This is a genomic window from Stakelama portus, from assembly GCF_003171655.1.
GTDB lineage: Bacteria > Pseudomonadota > Alphaproteobacteria > Sphingomonadales > Sphingomonadaceae > Sphingomonas > Sphingomonas portus.
Genome location: NZ_QFZL01000001.1, coordinates 193,588 through 209,130, shown reverse-complemented (window position 1 = coordinate 209,130; position 15,543 = coordinate 193,588). Strand labels below are relative to the sequence as shown.

Sequence of the window (15,543 nt, the reverse complement as noted above, 5' to 3'; positions counted from 1 at the left end):
TGGTTACGCGGCGGCGAACTGGTTCATGGTGTTGTGCTCGCCACCGGCTTTCAGCGCGGCTTCCCTGGCGAAATATTCCTTATGGTCATCACCCATATCGGATCCGGCCATATTCTGATGCTTCACACAGGCGATGCCTTCGCGGATTTCCTTGCGCTGGACGCCCTGGACATATCCCAGCATCCCCTGTGCTCCGAAATATTCCTTCGCCAGATTGTCGGTCGACAGCGCGGCGGTGTGATAGGTCGGCAGCGTGATCAGGTGATGGAAGATGCCGGCACGTTCGGCAGCATCCTTCTGGAAGCTCTGAATGCGCTTGTCGGCTTCGATCCCCAATGCAGTGCCGTCATAATCGACACTCATCAGGCGATCGCGGTCATAGGCCGACACGTCGATCCCTTCCGCCGTCCAGGCGTCGAACACCTGCTGGCGGAAATTGAGCGTCCAGTTGAACGACGGCGAGTTGTTATAGACCAGCTTGGCGTTCGGCACCGCTTCGCGGATGCGATCGACCATGCCGGCGATCTGCTGGACATGCGGCTTTTCGGTTTCGATCCACAGCAGGTCGGCGCCGTTCTGAAGCGAGGTGATGCAATCGAGCACCACGCGATCCTCGCCCGAACCCTTGCGGAACTGGAACAGGTTCGACGGCAGCCGCTTGGGCTTCATCAGCTTGCCGTCGCGGGCGATGACGACATCGCTCGACTTCAGGTCGGCGATCGCCACTTCGTCGCAATCGAGGAAGGCGTTATACTGATCGCCCAGATCGCCCGGCTCGCGGCTGAACGCGATCTGCTTGGTCAGGCCCGCACCGAGCGAGTCGGTGCGCGCGACGATGATGCCGTCCTCGATGCCGAGTTCCATGAACGCATAGCGGCAGGCGCGGATCTTCGCGAGAAAATCCTCATGCGGCACAGTGACCTTGCCGTCCTGGTGGCCGCATTGCTTTTCATCGGACACCTGGTTTTCGATCTGCAGCGCGCAGGCGCCGGCTTCGATCATCTTCTTGGCGAGCAGATAGGTCGCTTCGGCATTGCCGAAACCGGCGTCGATATCGGCGATGATCGGCACGACATGGGTTTCGTGATTGTCGATCGCGGCTTCGATCCGCTTCACTTCCATTTCGTCGCCATTCTTGCGCGCGGTATCGAGGCTGCGGAACAGCATCCCCAGTTCGCGGGCATCGGCCTGACGCAGGAAGGTGTAGAGTTCTTCGATCAGCGCCGGGACGCTGGTCTTTTCATGCATCGACTGGTCGGGCAGCGGCCCGAATTCGCTGCGCAGCGCGGCAACCATCCAGCCGGACAGATAGAGATACCGGCCCTTGGTCGATCCGAAATGCTTCTTGATCGAAATCATCTTCTGCTGGCCGATGAAACCGTGCCAGCAACCGAGCGATTGCGTGTAATTCGACGGATCGGCGTCATAAGCCGCCATATCCTCACGCATGATCCTGGCGGTGTAGCGCGCAATGTCGAGCCCGGTGCGGAACCGGTTCTGCAGGCGCATGCGCGCAACCGCTTCGGCCTCGATCCCGTCCCAGTTGGCGTTGGTGCCGATCGTCTTGTCGGCTTCGGCGGTGATCGTGCGGTAGCTCATGATGATCCTCGTGTTGAGCGCTGGAAGTCAGGACGCTCAGCTACGGTGTCGGTTGCACCGCAGCGAGAGGCTATGAGGTCATCTTGTCAAACTTTACAGAATTTGCTTGTAAAGTTGTACAGCACTCACAAAGGCGCACCAAATGGCGGTTGGAAAGTCGATTTACATGGGCCCGCGGCTCAAGCGGTTCCGCCGCGAACTGGGCCTGACTCAGGGGCAGATGGCGACCGACCTGGATATCTCGCCCAGCTATGTCGCGCTGCTCGAACGCAATCAGCGCCCCTTTACCGCCGATATGCTGTTGCGGCTCGCGCGTACCTATAAGGTCGATATCGGCACCTTTGCCGATGATGGCGGCGCGGAAACCGCCTCGCGGCTGCAAGGGCTGCTCAAGGACCCGTTGTTCGCCGATATCGATTTGCCGCCGCTCGAAGTCAGCGATTGCGCGACCAGCTTTCCCGGCATTTCCGAAGCGCTGTTGCGACTCTATACGACCTATCGCGAGGAACAGCTCGCGCTCGCCGATCGCTCGGCGGAAGGCGGCGGCGGGGATGCGCCCGATCCGGTCAACGAAGCGCGCAATTTCCTCGCCGCGCGGCGCAATTGTTTCCCCGCGCTCGACGACGCTGCCGGGCGGCTCGCCGAAGCGGCGCGCGGCTATGATGGCGCGGTCGCCTATCTCAAGGAAAAGCACCGGCTGCGTGTCCGCGCCTTCGGGCCCGATCTGATGATGGGGCTGGTCCGCCGCTATGACCGCCACCGCGAAGAGATCTGGCTTGCCGACACGCTCGACCGCGCATCGGCGACCTTTCAGCTGGGGCTGCAGCTCGTCTATCTCGAACTGCGCGACGCGATCGAGGCGCTGATCGCCGAAGCCAGCTTCGACACCGACAATGGCCGCCGCCTGCTGCGCAAGGCACTGGCGCGCTATGCCGCTGGCGCGTGGATGATGCCCTATGCCGAATTCGCCCGCGAGGCCGAAGCGCGCGGCTATGACATCGAATCGCTCGCGCGCCATTTCGGCGCGTCGTACGAACAGACCGCGCATCGGCTGACCACGCTGCATCGCCCCGGTCAGGAACGCGTGCCGTTCTTTTTCATCAAGGTCGATCCGGCCGGCAATGTGCTGAAACGGCTCGACGGCGCGGGCTTTCCCTTCGCACGCCATGGCGGCGGCTGCCCGCTCTGGTCGCTCCACCGCGTCTTTGCGACGCCGCGGCGGATCGTCACCCAATGGGTCGAGCTGCCCGACGGCCAGCGTTTCTTTTCGATCGCGCGCACCGTCGATGCCGGCGGCGGCAGTTTCGGCGCACCGCGTATCGAACGCGCCGTCGCGCTCGCCTGTGCCGAGGAACATGCCGACAAGCTGATCTACACGCGCAGCGATCCGTCGCTGTCACCCGAGCGCGCCACGCCGATCGGCGTCGGTTGTCGGCTGTGCCAGCGCGCGCGCTGCCTTGCCCGCGCCGCGCCGCCGATCGGCCGCGAAATCAACCGCGACGATTATCTCGACGCCAACGAGCCCTTTGCGGTGTCGACCGAATGAAGCGTCAGAGCCGCTTGCGGATCTTGAGGTAGATCCACGGATCGAACTGCGTCTCGCGCCGCTCGCGATAGAGCAGCGGCGACGTGTTGCGCGGGCCCGAATAAATGTCGCGGACATATCGCTGAGTGACGTCGGTGACGTTCCCGCCCTCGACCCGGATCGTCCAGTCGGCATTGGGTTTCCACTGGGCATAGACCGTCACCAGCGGCGGCAGGCGATAATCGCGCAATTCGCGCACGCGATAGGTGTAGTCCTGATCGAGATTGCAGCCATGTTCGACGCCCCATGACCAGCGGCCATCGTCGATGTCGTGCCTGAAATTGACCGTGCAGCCGAAATGGCCCGCACCCGAAATGCGGCGGATCTCGCCGGTCACCGGATCGGTGGCGCGGGTCCAGTACCAGGCGGTGCGCACATATAACTGCACACCCTTCAACCCGACCTTGTCGAACGGCAGGGTTGCTGTGGTTTCCAGCAGGTCGCCCGAACCCGACCCGATATTGCCGACCGCGTCATAGCCGCCGACCAGTGGGATATAGTCGACAATGTCCTGATATTGATAATGCTGGTACAGCGCGGTGATCGCGCCCTTGCCCCAGAAGCGGAATTCATATCCCGCTTCATAGACGGTGGTCTGCTGCGGCTTCAGATCGGCATTGCCGCCCGCAACGGTGCCAAGCTCGACTTCGCTCGACGCGACGAAATCGTCGAAATCAAGCTGCCCGACGACATGTTCATAGCGCAGGCGGAACTGATGCCCCTTGCCCGGAATCCAGGTCAGCTGGACGCGCGGCTTGGGATAGAAAAAGCTCTTGCTCTGATCGGTGTCGCCATTCTGCGCGATACGCGACACTTCGGCGCGGATCGTCGCCTCCAGCGTCAGCGACTTGCTGGGATGCCAGGTCGCCTGGGCAAAAGCTTCGCCGCGCAATTCGTTGACGAAGACATTTTCGTTGGGCAGCGCAATGCGGGCGCCATTGCTGGCATAGCCGGTGCTGCTGTCCAGCCAGTTATAGGCGAATTCGCCGCCGCCCTCGAACGCCCAGGCGTCTTCGGGTTTGTAGCGCAGGATTACCCGCCCGACGCTTTCGCCCGAGGTCGACTGGAGCGAGAAATCGCTGTTCCCGCCACCGCTTTGCGACAACTGGTCATAGGTATAATGGCCAAGCCGCTGAAGCGCGGTGAGTTCGATCTCGGTGTCGCCGCCGATCGGTTTCGACCATGTCGCACTGAATTCGCCGCCAAGGTTGCGATCGCTGGCTTCCGCATGTTCGTCGGCGCCGCTGCCCGAACGGATGGTGAAATCCTGCCATATGTCGCTGGTGTCATATCCCAGCAGCCCGTTGAGGTGCAGCTTGCCCCCGCCCCCGGTCGGGCGATCGATCGACCCGCGCGCGCTGAACGAATAGATGCGGTCGCGCGTGTCGAGGTCCGCGCTCTGAATCACCGCGCCGCCCGGATCGGTGCGCACGCGCGTTCCGTGTGAGGTCGTGCCGGTGCGATCGCGCGTGCCATAGAGCGAAAACTGCGTCTGTCGCTCGCCATCGCGTGCAGTGTAGGTCAACCGCCCCTGCGGACCCAGGCCGCCATCGGGATAGATATAGCTGTTGAGTTCGCCCACCCATTCGCGGGTACGAACCCGCTTCATCACGACGTTCGCGACGACGGAATAGCCGTGCATGTCGATCCCCGGCGCACCCCCGCGCACCAGCTCGATCCGTTCGACATTCGCGGCCGGGATCCGCTCGAGAAGCTCACGGACACTATCGCTTTTGGATGTCGGGACATCGGCGTCGATCAGGACATTGCCCGCAGTGCCGGCAAGGCCACGTGTCGAAGAATTGCCGGTATTCAGCGAAAAGCCGGGAATGCGGTTGATCATGTCCAGCGCAGTGCTGGGACTATAGCTGGCGAAGAAATCGGGCGTGTAGACGAGCACGCCGCTATTCTGTGCCTCCGCCGGCGCGGGCACAGCCTCACCCGCCGGGACATCCTGTGCCCGGGCGGGAACAACCATGATGGTAACCAGCGTCGCCGCTGCGATCAGTTCGACCGAATTCTTCCCCCCCAAGACGCACGATCCCCCAAATTGCTGCAATAGGCAGCGAACCCGCAACGCCCCTGTGTCGCGCGGGTAAGCGGCCCGTGTCGAGCCGCAATATTATTACGCATGTCCTGGATTGTCCCGCGCGAACTTGCCCTGGCCGCGCGAGAATAAATCAGTCTGGTTTCTTTGCCACACCCACCAGTGCGGGACGCAGCAGCCGGTCCTTGATCATATAGCCGCTCTGAATTTCCTGAACGACGGTCCCGGGTTCGGCATCGCTACTCGGCACTTCCATCATCGCCTGATGGCGATTGGGATCGAGCTGCTGACCCATCGAATCGACTTTCGAAATGCCATGGCGACCGAACACGGTATCCAGTTCGCGGCCCGTGGCTTCCAGGCCCGCAACCAGACCCTTCATCTTGTCGTCGGCGCGCAGCTCGTCGGGGATCGCCGCCAGCGCGCGCGAAAGATTGTCGGCAACCGACAGGATGTCGCGGGCGAATTGCGTGACGGCATAGGTGCGCGCGTCGTCGGTTTCCTTTTGAGCGCGGCGAACCATGTTCTGCGCGTCGGCGCGCGCATAGAGCACTGCGGCTTTGGCCTCGGCAAGCTCGGCCTCAAGCTTGGCCAGCTTGTCATGCTCGGCGACTTCCGGCGCGCTGTCGGCGGTTTCCTCGCGCAGCGTTTCTTCGCCTTCCTTCACATCCGAACCGGCGGACTTTTCTTCGCTCATCGTATTCCTGTTCTCGTTCGTCAGCCCAAAATACGGGCCAGGGTCGAAGCTGTGAAGTCCACCATGGGGACGACACGGGCATAGTTCAACCGAGTGGGACCGATCACGCCGACGACTCCGACCACCCGGCCGTCCATCGCGCGAACCGGCTGTGCGATAACCGAAGACCCGGAAAGCGCGAACAATTTATTCTCCGATCCGATGAAAATTCGTGCCGCATCCGCCTCGCGCGCGCTGTCGAGCAGGCGCGCGATTTCCTCCTTGCCCTCCAGTTCGTCGAGCAACTGGCGCACGCGCTCCAGATCGGCAGCGGCACCATCCTCCAACAGCCGCGCCTGCCCGCGCACGATCAGCACCGGGCGATTGCCGCCATCCTCGCTCCACACCGCCAGGCCGCGTTCGATCAGATCGCGCGCCGCGCTGTCCAGCTGTGCCCGTTCATGGGTGATTTCGCGGCCGATCCGGGCAAGCGCATCGCCCAGCGTCAGCCCGCCAAAGGTGGTCGAAATATAATTGGTCGCCTGTTCCAGCGCACCCGGCGCGACGCCACCGGGCAGGTCGACGACTCGGTTCTCCACCGATCCGTCCGCCCCGACCAGCACCGCGAGCGCGCGATCCCCGCCGAGCGGCACGAAACTGAACTGGCGCAGCACCGGTTCGCGCTTGGGAACGAGCACCATCCCCGCACAGGCCGACAGGCCGGAAAGCGCCGCGGTGGTATTCGCCAGCGCTTCCTCCACCGGCCCGCCTTCGCGGGCGCGGCCTTCGATCGCGGCCCGTTCCTCGGGCGAGGGCTCGCTCGCCTGCATCATGCCGTCGACGAACAGCCGCAGGCCGCTCTGGGTCGGCAGTCGCCCCGCACTGGTATGCGGCGCCGCGAGCAGCCCATGCTCCTCCAGATCCTGCATCACGTTCCGGATCGACGCAGGCGACAGGTTGAGTGTCGAAATCCGCGATATCGTACGCGATCCGACCGGCAGGCCCGAATCGAGATAGCTTTCCACCACGATCCGGAACACGTCGCGCGCGCGATCGGTCAGTTCGGGGATGGTCGGCGTGCTCATGCCCCTGATCTAGGGATGGAGGCGCGCCGTGAAAACTCCCGATGCGCGCCGGGCGCGCTCAAGGCTGTTCGCCGATCAGCGCTTCGATAGGCAGCAGATCGACTGCATCGCCCAGCGCCTGCGCCATCGTCGCATTTTTCTCCATGTCGCAGCCATAATAGAAATAAAGGCTCTGGCTGTCGCCGATCGGTCGCGTCCATTGAATCGCCACGCTCGGCAGGTCGGTCGCCGCCAGCTTGCATTCCGCCGTCCCCGGCGCGATTCGCCGTTCGCCGGTTTCGGGGCGATAGGGCGCGAGTTTCGCCTTGAACGCTTCATATTGCTGCGACGTCAGCGTGAAGGTCCGCTCGCCATCGACCTGCGTGAAGCGCTCGCCGACAAAAACGCCGGTGCCGTCGGGACGCACCGTGACGCGATAGACCGGGCAGCGACCGAAACAGGGGCTGGTTTCATAGCTGATCGATTCGCTTTCGGTCGCGATCGGCCCCGGGGGCAACGGCAACCCTGGATCGTTCGTCGCGCATCCCGCCAGCATCAGTGCCAGTCCGCTAGCAACCATCCACCGCATTGCATTCCTCCCTTTGCCGGATCGACGCGCGGGCTAGCGCGTTCGTTCCCTGGCCGCTACGTCGCGCAGCATAGCTTACAGGAGTTTGAATGATGCGCCCATCCGGCCGCGCCCCCGACGAAATGCGCGCGATCACGATCGAGCCCAACTATACCCGCCATGCCGAAGGATCGGTCCTGATCGGTTTCGGCGATACCAAGGTGCTGGTAACGGCATCGGTCGAGGAACGCATCCCGCCATGGCTGCGCGGCAAGGGCGAAGGCTGGGTGACCGCGGAATATGGCATGCTGCCCCGCGCCACCCATACCCGCGGCGGCCGCGAAGCCGCCAAGGGCAAGCAATCGGGCCGGACGCAGGAAATCCAGCGGCTGATCGGCCGCTCGCTCCGCGCCGTCACCGACCTCAAAAAGCTCGGCGAGCGCCAGATCACGCTCGATTGCGACGTGATTCAGGCCGATGGCGGCACGCGCACGGCCTCGATCTCGGGCGCATGGGTCGCGCTCCGCATCGCGGTCGACAAGCTGATGGCATCGGGCGCGATCACCGAAGACCCGATCGAACAACAGGTCGCGGCGATCAGTTGCGGCATCTATCAGGGCAATCCGGTGCTCGACCTCGATTATGACGAGGATTCGAACGCCGATGCCGACGCCAATTTCGTGCTGCTGTCGAACGGCAACATCGCCGAGGCACAGGCGACCGCCGAAGGCGCGACCTATGACGAGGAAGGGCTGCTCCGCCTGCTCCGCCTCGCCCGGATCGGTTGCAACGACATTTTCGCCGCGCAACGCAAGGCAGTCGGCAAATGAGCGGCGAGGGCGACACGCCACAGGCGATCCGCAAGCTTGCCCCCGGCAAGCTGGTCATCGCCAGCCATAACAAGGGCAAGATCCGCGAGATTGCGGAATTGCTGGCACCCTATGGCGTGACGCCCGTTTCGGCAGGCGATCTCGACCTGCCCGAGCCGGAGGAGACCGGCACCACCTTCGTCGCCAATGCCGAATTGAAGGCGATGCAGGCGGCGGATCTTTCCGGCCTCCCTGCCCTTGCCGACGATAGCGGCCTGTGTGTCGAGGCACTGAACAACGAACCGGGCATCTTCTCGGCACGCTGGGCCGGGCCGGACAAGGATTTCCGCTTCGCCATGGAGCGGGTCGAGCGCGAACTCGGCGAAAAAGGCCCCGAAGCCAGCCGCGGCGCGCATTTTGTCTGCGCGCTCGCGCTCGCCTGGCCCGATGGGCATGTCGAATGGTTCGAAGGACGCGTCGACGGCACGCTGGTCTGGCCGCCGCGCGGCGACAAGGGCTTTGGCTATGATCCGGTGTTCCAGCCGATCGGCGAGGACATCACATTCGGCGAGATGGACCCGGACCGCAAACACGCCATGAGCCACCGCGCCGATGCCTTCCGGCAGATGGTGGCGGCGATATTCTGATCCCCTATGATCGGGGGCAGAAAATCAGTCTGGCTGGACGAGACGCCCCCACGCGCCAATAAGGGCGCTGATTTTCGTGGGGGATTTATGGATCGGACAACAGGCAGCATTCTTCGTTTTACTGCGGCATTGCTGTTTCTGCTGATCGTGGCAGTGGGCGGAGGACTGGGGTCGTGCGCGGCCTATAATTCGGTTCGCGTCTGGAACGCGCGCACGGCTGGCGAGGCGCAATATGCCGAGGCCGAACAGAATCGTCGCGTCGCGGTGCTGGAGGCGCAGGCAGCGCTGGATTCGGCGAAACTCAAAGCACAGGCAGAAGTTGAGCGCGCGAAGGGCGTGGCCGAATCGAACCGCATCGTCGCCGATGGCCTGGGCGGCCCCGAAGGCTATCTGCGCTATCTCTACATCCAAAATCTGGAACAATCGCAGGGGCAGATCATCTATGTCCCGACCGAAGGCGGCTTGCCGATATTGGAGGCGGGCAGGCTTACCCGTTCGCAACCGGCGCCGCAGGGCGGAAACTGAACCAAAGGGAAATGTGATGCGCAATTGGCTTATCATCGCGGGCGCAACGATGCTGCTTGCCGGATGCGGCGGCGGCGGTTCGGAACAGGCTGCTTCGCCCGTAAACATGACCGAGCCGGGCAACCTGATCGCGCCGCCCGAAAACACTGCCGAAGCGCCGCTCGACGAATTTGGCGCGGTGACGCCCAATCCGAAGCCGACGGGCCGGATGGTCCATTGCCGCATCACCAATGACTATGGCGCGAAGTTCGACGGGCGATGCCTGTTCCAGGCCGATAGCGACGGAAGCTTCGCGCTGTCGCTGCCCGACGAAAAGCCTCTGACCGACGAAATCACGCTGATCGGCGTCGGGATTACCGCGCCGGGCAAGGCGGAAGTACGCGGCCTGACCACCGCCGGCATCAATTCGCGCTGGGGCTCGGCAACGCGCTCGACCGAAGATCCGGCCTGCTGGACCGGCGAAGATTTCGAAATCTGCGCCTGGTAGCGGCCTCTATCGCTTTATCGGCGGTCGCAGGCTGTGCCCTGCCACCGCCGCCCTGCCCACAGACGCTGCGGCTGTCGGAGCTTGATTTCCGGCCCGCGCAATATGACGACTGGCTCAGCCGTCGACGATTGCCGCCCCAGGATATGGAGGGCGATTATCGATGCGTCGTTGGTTCGAATCACCGGCTGATCGATTGTCGAGTCACCGACGGCGAAGCTGATGTGCCGAAACTGGCCGCATTTCTCGAAGATAGCCGTGTGAGCGCCACTGGCTCGCGCGGCTGTCCGGTTCTCGGGAAAACCGTCACTGGCCACATCGCGATGCGCTTTGCGCGATAGCAGCCGAAATTCGGCTGCCAGCCGCCTTGGCCCAAATCTGCTTGTCGGGAAAATGGTGGACAGGGCTGGATTCGAACCAGCGTACGGAAAACCGGGCAGATTTACAGTCTGCTGCCTTTAACCACTCGGCCACCTGTCCACGGGGCCGCTTTTTCAGCGAGCGCGAGCCAATGCCGAACCATCCGGGCGCTGTCAACGCCTTGACCGCCTCTTGCGTGTCACGAACGGCACGAATAGCGTCCGGCATCCTTTCACAAGCCCTTCGGAGGCCCATGCGCGCCATAACCTATGCCGTCGCTACCGCGATGCTGTTGACTCCGCCCGTTTCCGTCCATGCTCAGCAGGTCGATCGCAGCCAGGTCGCGCGAATCGTCGATGAAGGCACGCGCGATTCGGAAGTGATGCGAATCGCCCAATATCTGACCGATGTCATCGGCCCGCGGCTGACCAATTCGCCGGGCATGCGCCACGCCGAAGACTGGACGGCGGCAAAGTTCCGCGAATGGGGCCTGACCAATGTGCACAAGGAAGGGTTCGAATTCGGTCGCGGCTGGTGGGCCGACAGCTGGAGCGGGCGGATGGTTACGCCGCGCTATGACCAGCTCAACGTCGTTCCGATCACCTGGACCCCGGGCACCGATGGCGTGGTGCGCGGCCAGGTGATCCTTGCCCAGATCGACAGTGACGCCGATCTGGCGCGGTGGAAGGGCAAGCTGGCGGGCAAGATCGTGCTGCTGAGCGAAGCCAAGCCCGCCGAAGACCCGACCAGCGTGCCGCTGCGCCGCTGGACCGACGAGGATCTGGCCGGCTTCAACGACTATTCGCTCCCCACCTATCAGGATCGCGGCGGGAACCGTTCGGCGCGCATGACCTTCGGCGAACGGCGCGACGCGTTTCTGAAGGAAGAAGGCGCGCTGGCCACCGTCACCATGTCGGGCCGCGACGGCGATATCGTGCATGGCAGCGGCTATAGCTTCCGCCTGGAAAATGCGCCGCAGGTGCCGGGCTTTGAAATGTCGGCAGAGGATTATCGCCGCCTCGCCCGCCTGCTCAGCATGGGCGCAGCGCCCGAGATCGAGCTGGAAAGCACCGTCCATTTCGACGACAGCAACACCCAGGCCTATAACATCATCGCCGATATTCCCGGCACCGACCGCAATGCCGGTTATGTGATGGCGGGCGCGCATCTCGACAGCTGGGCCGCCGGCGACGGCGCAGCGGACAATGCCGCAGGATCGGCGATGGTGATGGAGGCCGCTCGGATCATCCGGGCGCTCGGCATTCCCACCAAACGCACGATTCGCTTCGCGCTGTGGAGCGGCGAGGAACAGGGGCTGCTCGGCTCGATGGCCTATGTCGAACAACATGTCGCCAGCCGCCCGGTCGATCCTTCGGCCAGCGGAATCGCCCGCTATATGGGCTGGACGCGCGCATGGCCGATCACGCCGGGCGCCGATCACGGCAAGCTTGCCGCCTATTTCAACATCGACAATGGCTCGGGCAAAATCCGCGGCATCTATACGCAGGGCAATGCGGGCGTCGTTCCGATCTTCCAACAATGGCTCGAACCCTTCGCACCGATGGGCGCGACGACCGTGTCGATGCGCAGCACCGGCGGCACCGATCACGTCTTTTTCGACGCGGTCGGAATCCCGGCGTTCCAGTTCATTCAGGACCCGCTGGATTATGGCAGCCGCCTGCACCACACCAATCTGGATACGTTCGACCATTTGCAGGCCGCCGACATGCGGCAGGGCGCGATCATTCTGGCCGCGTTCCTGATTCAGGCCGCCAATGCCGATAAGCCGCTGCCGCGCGTCCCCTTCCCGACCGAACCCAAGTCCAGCGACGGCTTCTATGCCTTCCCGGGCGAGGCAGCGGGGGAATAATGGCAAGACGCGGCCACAGGCCAAGCCAGGCGCCGGCTTCGCGGCCCCGTTTCTACGGGCGTCACGCGGTGCTGGCGGCGCTGGCCAACCCCAATCGCACCGTGCGCAAGATCTGGGGCACGCGCGAGGCGCTTTCCGCGCTCGACCTGCCCCCGGTCCTGCCGATCGTCTATGCCGATGTCGCTGATCTGGGCCGTATGGTGCCCAATGATGCGCCGCATCAGGGGCTGGTGGCGGAAGTCGAACCGCTGGAGGATGTCTGGCTGGGCGACCTGCTGGAAAGCGGCGCAGACAATCGCCGTCCGCTGATGGTGCTCGATCAGGTCACCGATCCGCACAATGTCGGCGCGATTCTGCGTTCGGCAGCGGCATTCGACGCGCTGGGCATCGTAACGCAGGACCGGCACGCGCCCCCCGAATCGGGCGCGCTCGCTCGTGCGGCGTCGGGGACGCTGGAAACCGTTCCCTGGGTGCGCGTGGTCAATCTGGCCCGCGCGCTCGAGGAAATCGCCGAGGCCGGTTTCTGGCGCGTCGGCCTGACCGGCCATGTCGAAACGACGCTGGCACAGGCGATCGGCGCGCCCAAAGTCGCGCTGGTCATGGGCGCCGAAGGCGAAGGCATGCGCGCCAATACCGAGGCGCATTGCGACGAACTGGCGAAACTGCCGATCAGCCCCAAGGTGGAGAGCCTGAACGTCTCCAACGCTGCGGCGATCGCGCTCTATGCCATAGCGACACGGCCGGACGCATAGCGCCCGGCCGAATCGTTCAATCCTCTTCGGCGATCGTGACTTTCAGCCCGTCGAGATCGTCGGTGAAGGGAATCTGGCACGACAACCGCGAGCGTTCGTCGCGATAGGAACTGCTGTCGAGCAGGTCATTCTCGTCCTCGCTCATCGCCGGCAGTTTGGAAGCAAATTCCGGATCGACATGCACATGGCAGGTCGCGCACGAGCAGCAACCGCCGCACAGCGCCAGCAGTTCGTCGAATCCGTTCTCGCGAATGACTTCCATCACCGAAAGACCCGCGTCCCCGATGACTTGCTTTTCTTCCCCATCACGCGTCACGACGATAAGCTTCGGCATTCTGTTCTCCTCTTTCGAAGTTCGCCATGCCGTCCCGCGCGGCACGATTCAAGGATTTGCAGCATGGGGCTGACCGCCGAACAGTTGCGAACATCGCTCGATGCCTTGGCCGGGATCGAACCCGCTTTCGCCTCGGGACTGGCACGCGTCGGCTATCCCGAGCCGCGAATCCGCGACCGGGGCTATGCCACCTTGCTGCGCACGATCGTCGGGCAGCAGGTCAGCGTGCAGGCGGCGGCATCGATCTGGAACAAGGTGGCGACTGCGGTCGGCGATCTGGAAAACCCGGCGAGCATCGCCGCCGCGACCGACGAAACGCTGCGCGGCGCCGGGCTTTCGCGGCAGAAGATCGGCTATGCGCGCAGCCTTGCCGACGAAGTGCTCAGCGGTCGGCTCGATCTCGACAGCCTGGCTCAAGACGATGAGGAAGCTATCGCGCAACTCATCCGGATCAAGGGGATCGGGCGCTGGTCGGCCGAAATCTATCTGTTGTTTGCAGAGGGTCGCCCCGATGTCTGGCCGGCAGGCGATCTTGCCGTGCAGATCGAGATCGGCCGATTGCTCGGCATGGCGGAGCGACCGGACGAAAAGCGGATCCGCGACCTTGCCGAATCCTGGCGCCCGCATCGGGGCGCTGCAGCCATTTTCGCCTGGCATCATTATAAGACCGACATGGAAGTGATCTGACGCCACCAGCGGGAGACATTATGGCCGACAGGATATTGGTGCTCTACGGCTCCTATCGCCGCGACCGGCTGGGCATCCGGCTGGCGAACTATCTGGTCCGCAATCTGGCCGATCGCGGCGCGGCACCCGAACTGATCGACGCGATGGCGGTCGGGCTGCCGATGCTCGACCGGATGTACAAGGAATATCCCGAAGGCGAAGCGCCGGAGGCGATGGCGCAGCTGGCCGGCAAGATCCGCGATGCCGACGGATTCATCTTCGTCACCGGCGAATATAATTGGGGCATGCAGCCGGGCCTCAAGAATCTGACCGATCATTTCCTCGAAGAATGGTTCTGGCGCCCCGCCGCGATCGCCAGCTATTCCGCCGGGCGTCTGGGCGGCGCACGTGCCAATTCGGCATGGCATGCCACGCTTTCGGAAATGGGCATGGTCGTGGTTTCGAGCACGCTGACCGTGGGACAGATCGGCAAATCGATCGACGCGGATGCCCAGCCGATCGGCGAGGGCGGCGACGCGCTGGAAAATGCCTTCGGGCGCTTCGCCGACGATCTTGGCTGGTGGATCGAAGCGGCGCGCGAGCAACGTGAGCGCCCAAAACCGCCCTATTGATCGCGCGGTCGTTCAGGCGGCTTCGTTCAGTGCGTCATGCCCGACCGCTATCGCGCCGAGCGGCCCCGCCATGGCGCCCAGCCCCGGCGCGATCAGCCGCCGGTCGAGCCCCGCCGCCCAGGCCGACAGCGAACCATATCCCCCCAGGCTTTCCGACAAACGCTTGCGCAGCATCGGAAACAGGAACGGGCGGTCCTGCACCACGCCGCCGCCGATCGCGATCTGCTGCGGCACCAGCGTAACGACCAGATTGTGCAGCAGCGCCGCCAGATCATGGACGAACAGGCACCAGCGATCGTCGGTATCGGGCACATCGGCGGGCGAACATCCGAACCGCTCGGCCAGTGCCGGCCCGGATACCAATCCTTCCACGCAATCGCGGTGAAAGCGGCAACAGCCGGCGAAAGTGTCGCCCGGCACGCGCGAAACACGCATATGCCCCGATTCGCCATGCGCGACGCCCATCAGCGGCCTGCCGCCCGACATCACCCCGACCCCGACGCCGGTACCGATGGTGATGTAGCAATGGTCGCGCAGTCCCCGCGCCGCGCCCCATCGCGCTTCGGCGATCGCCGCGCCGTTGACGTCGGTCTGAAACCCCGTCGGCTTGCCGAAACGCCGTTCGATACGGCGTAACAGGTCGGTGCCTTCCCAGCCCTTTTTGGTCGTGGCAGTGATCCGGCCATAATCATGCTGCGTCGGATCGAGCTCGAGCGGCCCGAAGGAAGCGATCCCGACCGCATCGAAATCCCACCCTTCGAGCAGCGATTCGAGCGCGTTCAGCGTTTCTTCGGGCGAGGTGGTCGGCACGGCCTGCCGCGCCACGACCCGGTCCGGGCCGCTGGCAAGAATGGCGACACATTTCGTGCCGCCGAGCTCGAGCCCCGCAATCAGCGACGCATCATTGGCCGAAGCGTTCATGGTA

The 15,543-nt window shown here is 63.9% G+C and carries 16 protein-coding genes and 1 tRNA gene; 9 read left to right on the top strand and 8 right to left on the bottom strand.

Going from position 1 to position 15,543, the window contains the following annotated elements; genetic code table 11:
• Positions 1 to 3 precede the first annotated feature (3 nt).
• On the bottom strand, positions 4 to 1,599 hold the full coding sequence (locus tag DKB74_RS00915) for an isocitrate lyase (RefSeq protein WP_109806245.1): 1,596 nt from the start codon (positions 1,597 to 1,599) through the stop codon (positions 4 to 6).
• Between the two features lie 142 nt (positions 1,600 to 1,741).
• Between DKB74_RS00915 and DKB74_RS00910 the strand changes: the two genes are divergently transcribed.
• Positions 1,742 to 3,145 (top strand): helix-turn-helix domain-containing protein, encoded by a 1,404-nt coding sequence (locus DKB74_RS00910; protein ID WP_109806244.1) that lies wholly within the window; start codon positions 1,742 to 1,744, stop codon positions 3,143 to 3,145.
• A gap of 4 nt (positions 3,146 to 3,149) precedes the next feature.
• On the opposite strand, the gene DKB74_RS00905 is transcribed toward DKB74_RS00910, so the two are convergent.
• The 4 genes from DKB74_RS00905 to DKB74_RS00890 form a co-directional block, all read right to left on the bottom strand.
• Positions 3,150 to 5,216 (bottom strand): TonB-dependent receptor plug domain-containing protein, encoded by a 2,067-nt coding sequence (locus DKB74_RS00905; RefSeq protein ID WP_109806243.1) that lies wholly within the window; start codon positions 5,214 to 5,216, stop codon positions 3,150 to 3,152.
• Positions 5,217 to 5,364: 148 nt separating this feature from the next.
• Positions 5,365 to 5,928 (bottom strand): nucleotide exchange factor GrpE, encoded by a 564-nt coding sequence (gene grpE / locus DKB74_RS00900; RefSeq protein ID WP_109806242.1) that lies wholly within the window; start codon positions 5,926 to 5,928, stop codon positions 5,365 to 5,367.
• A gap of 20 nt (positions 5,929 to 5,948) precedes the next feature.
• Positions 5,949 to 6,992, bottom strand: coding sequence for a heat-inducible transcriptional repressor HrcA (hrcA, locus tag DKB74_RS00895; RefSeq protein WP_109806241.1), 1,044 nt, complete (start codon positions 6,990 to 6,992; stop codon positions 5,949 to 5,951).
• A 58-nt stretch (positions 6,993 to 7,050) separates the two neighbouring features.
• Positions 7,051 to 7,560, bottom strand: coding sequence for a DUF6438 domain-containing protein (locus tag DKB74_RS00890; RefSeq protein WP_109806240.1), 510 nt, complete (start codon positions 7,558 to 7,560; stop codon positions 7,051 to 7,053).
• A gap of 92 nt (positions 7,561 to 7,652) precedes the next feature.
• On the opposite strand from DKB74_RS00890, the gene rph reads away from it, so the two are divergent.
• From rph to DKB74_RS00870, 4 genes are all read left to right on the top strand, one after another.
• Entirely contained in the window at positions 7,653 to 8,369 is a 717-nt protein-coding gene (rph, locus tag DKB74_RS00885) for a ribonuclease PH (protein WP_109807031.1), read from the top strand.
• The gene (gene rdgB / locus DKB74_RS00880; protein WP_109806239.1) at positions 8,366 to 8,995 is read left to right on the top strand and encodes an RdgB/HAM1 family non-canonical purine NTP pyrophosphatase; all 630 of its coding nucleotides are present in this window, start codon (positions 8,366 to 8,368) and stop codon (positions 8,993 to 8,995) included. Before rph ends, rdgB begins: the two co-directional genes overlap by 4 nt.
• Before the next feature lie 87 nt (positions 8,996 to 9,082).
• Positions 9,083 to 9,520 (top strand): SPFH domain-containing protein, encoded by a 438-nt coding sequence (locus DKB74_RS00875; RefSeq protein ID WP_109806238.1) that lies wholly within the window; start codon positions 9,083 to 9,085, stop codon positions 9,518 to 9,520.
• Positions 9,521 to 9,536: 16 nt separating this feature from the next.
• On the top strand, positions 9,537 to 10,007 hold the full coding sequence (locus DKB74_RS00870; RefSeq protein WP_109806237.1) for a putative periplasmic lipoprotein: 471 nt from the start codon (positions 9,537 to 9,539) through the stop codon (positions 10,005 to 10,007).
• Positions 10,008 to 10,398: 391 nt separating this feature from the next.
• Here DKB74_RS00870 and DKB74_RS00860 read toward each other — a convergent pair.
• Positions 10,399 to 10,484 (bottom strand) — tRNA-Tyr (locus DKB74_RS00860).
• 133 nt (positions 10,485 to 10,617) lie between these two features.
• Between DKB74_RS00860 and DKB74_RS00855 the strand changes: the two genes are divergently transcribed.
• Positions 10,618 to 12,234 carry a M20/M25/M40 family metallo-hydrolase gene (locus tag DKB74_RS00855; protein ID WP_161956763.1) on the top strand — a complete coding sequence of 539 codons (1,617 nt, stop codon included), beginning with the start codon at positions 10,618 to 10,620 and terminating at the stop codon, positions 12,232 to 12,234.
• A complete protein-coding gene (gene rlmB, locus DKB74_RS00850) occupies positions 12,234 to 12,986 on the top strand; it encodes a 23S rRNA (guanosine(2251)-2'-O)-methyltransferase RlmB (protein ID WP_109806234.1) in 753 nt (250 codons plus the stop codon). The genes DKB74_RS00855 and rlmB overlap by 1 nt, the downstream gene beginning before the upstream one ends.
• 16 nt (positions 12,987 to 13,002) lie before the next feature.
• On the opposite strand, the gene DKB74_RS00845 is transcribed toward rlmB, so the two are convergent.
• On the bottom strand, positions 13,003 to 13,320 hold the full coding sequence (locus tag DKB74_RS00845) for a 2Fe-2S iron-sulfur cluster-binding protein (protein ID WP_109806233.1): 318 nt from the start codon (positions 13,318 to 13,320) through the stop codon (positions 13,003 to 13,005).
• 63 nt (positions 13,321 to 13,383) lie between these two features.
• Here DKB74_RS00845 and DKB74_RS00840 point away from each other — a divergent pair, with 63 nt between their 5' ends.
• Positions 13,384 to 14,007, top strand: a complete 624-nt coding sequence (locus DKB74_RS00840; protein ID WP_109806232.1) for a DNA-3-methyladenine glycosylase family protein — start codon at positions 13,384 to 13,386, stop codon at positions 14,005 to 14,007.
• Between the two features lie 20 nt (positions 14,008 to 14,027).
• The gene (locus DKB74_RS00835; RefSeq protein ID WP_109806231.1) at positions 14,028 to 14,618 is read left to right on the top strand and encodes an NADPH-dependent FMN reductase; all 591 of its coding nucleotides are present in this window, start codon (positions 14,028 to 14,030) and stop codon (positions 14,616 to 14,618) included.
• Between the two features lie 12 nt (positions 14,619 to 14,630).
• Here DKB74_RS00835 and DKB74_RS00830 read toward each other — a convergent pair whose 3' ends face one another.
• Complete coding sequence (locus tag DKB74_RS00830) at positions 14,631 to 15,539, bottom strand: ROK family protein (RefSeq protein WP_109806230.1); 909 nt, start codon at positions 15,537 to 15,539, stop codon at positions 14,631 to 14,633.
• Positions 15,540 to 15,543: the final 4 nt, after the last annotated feature.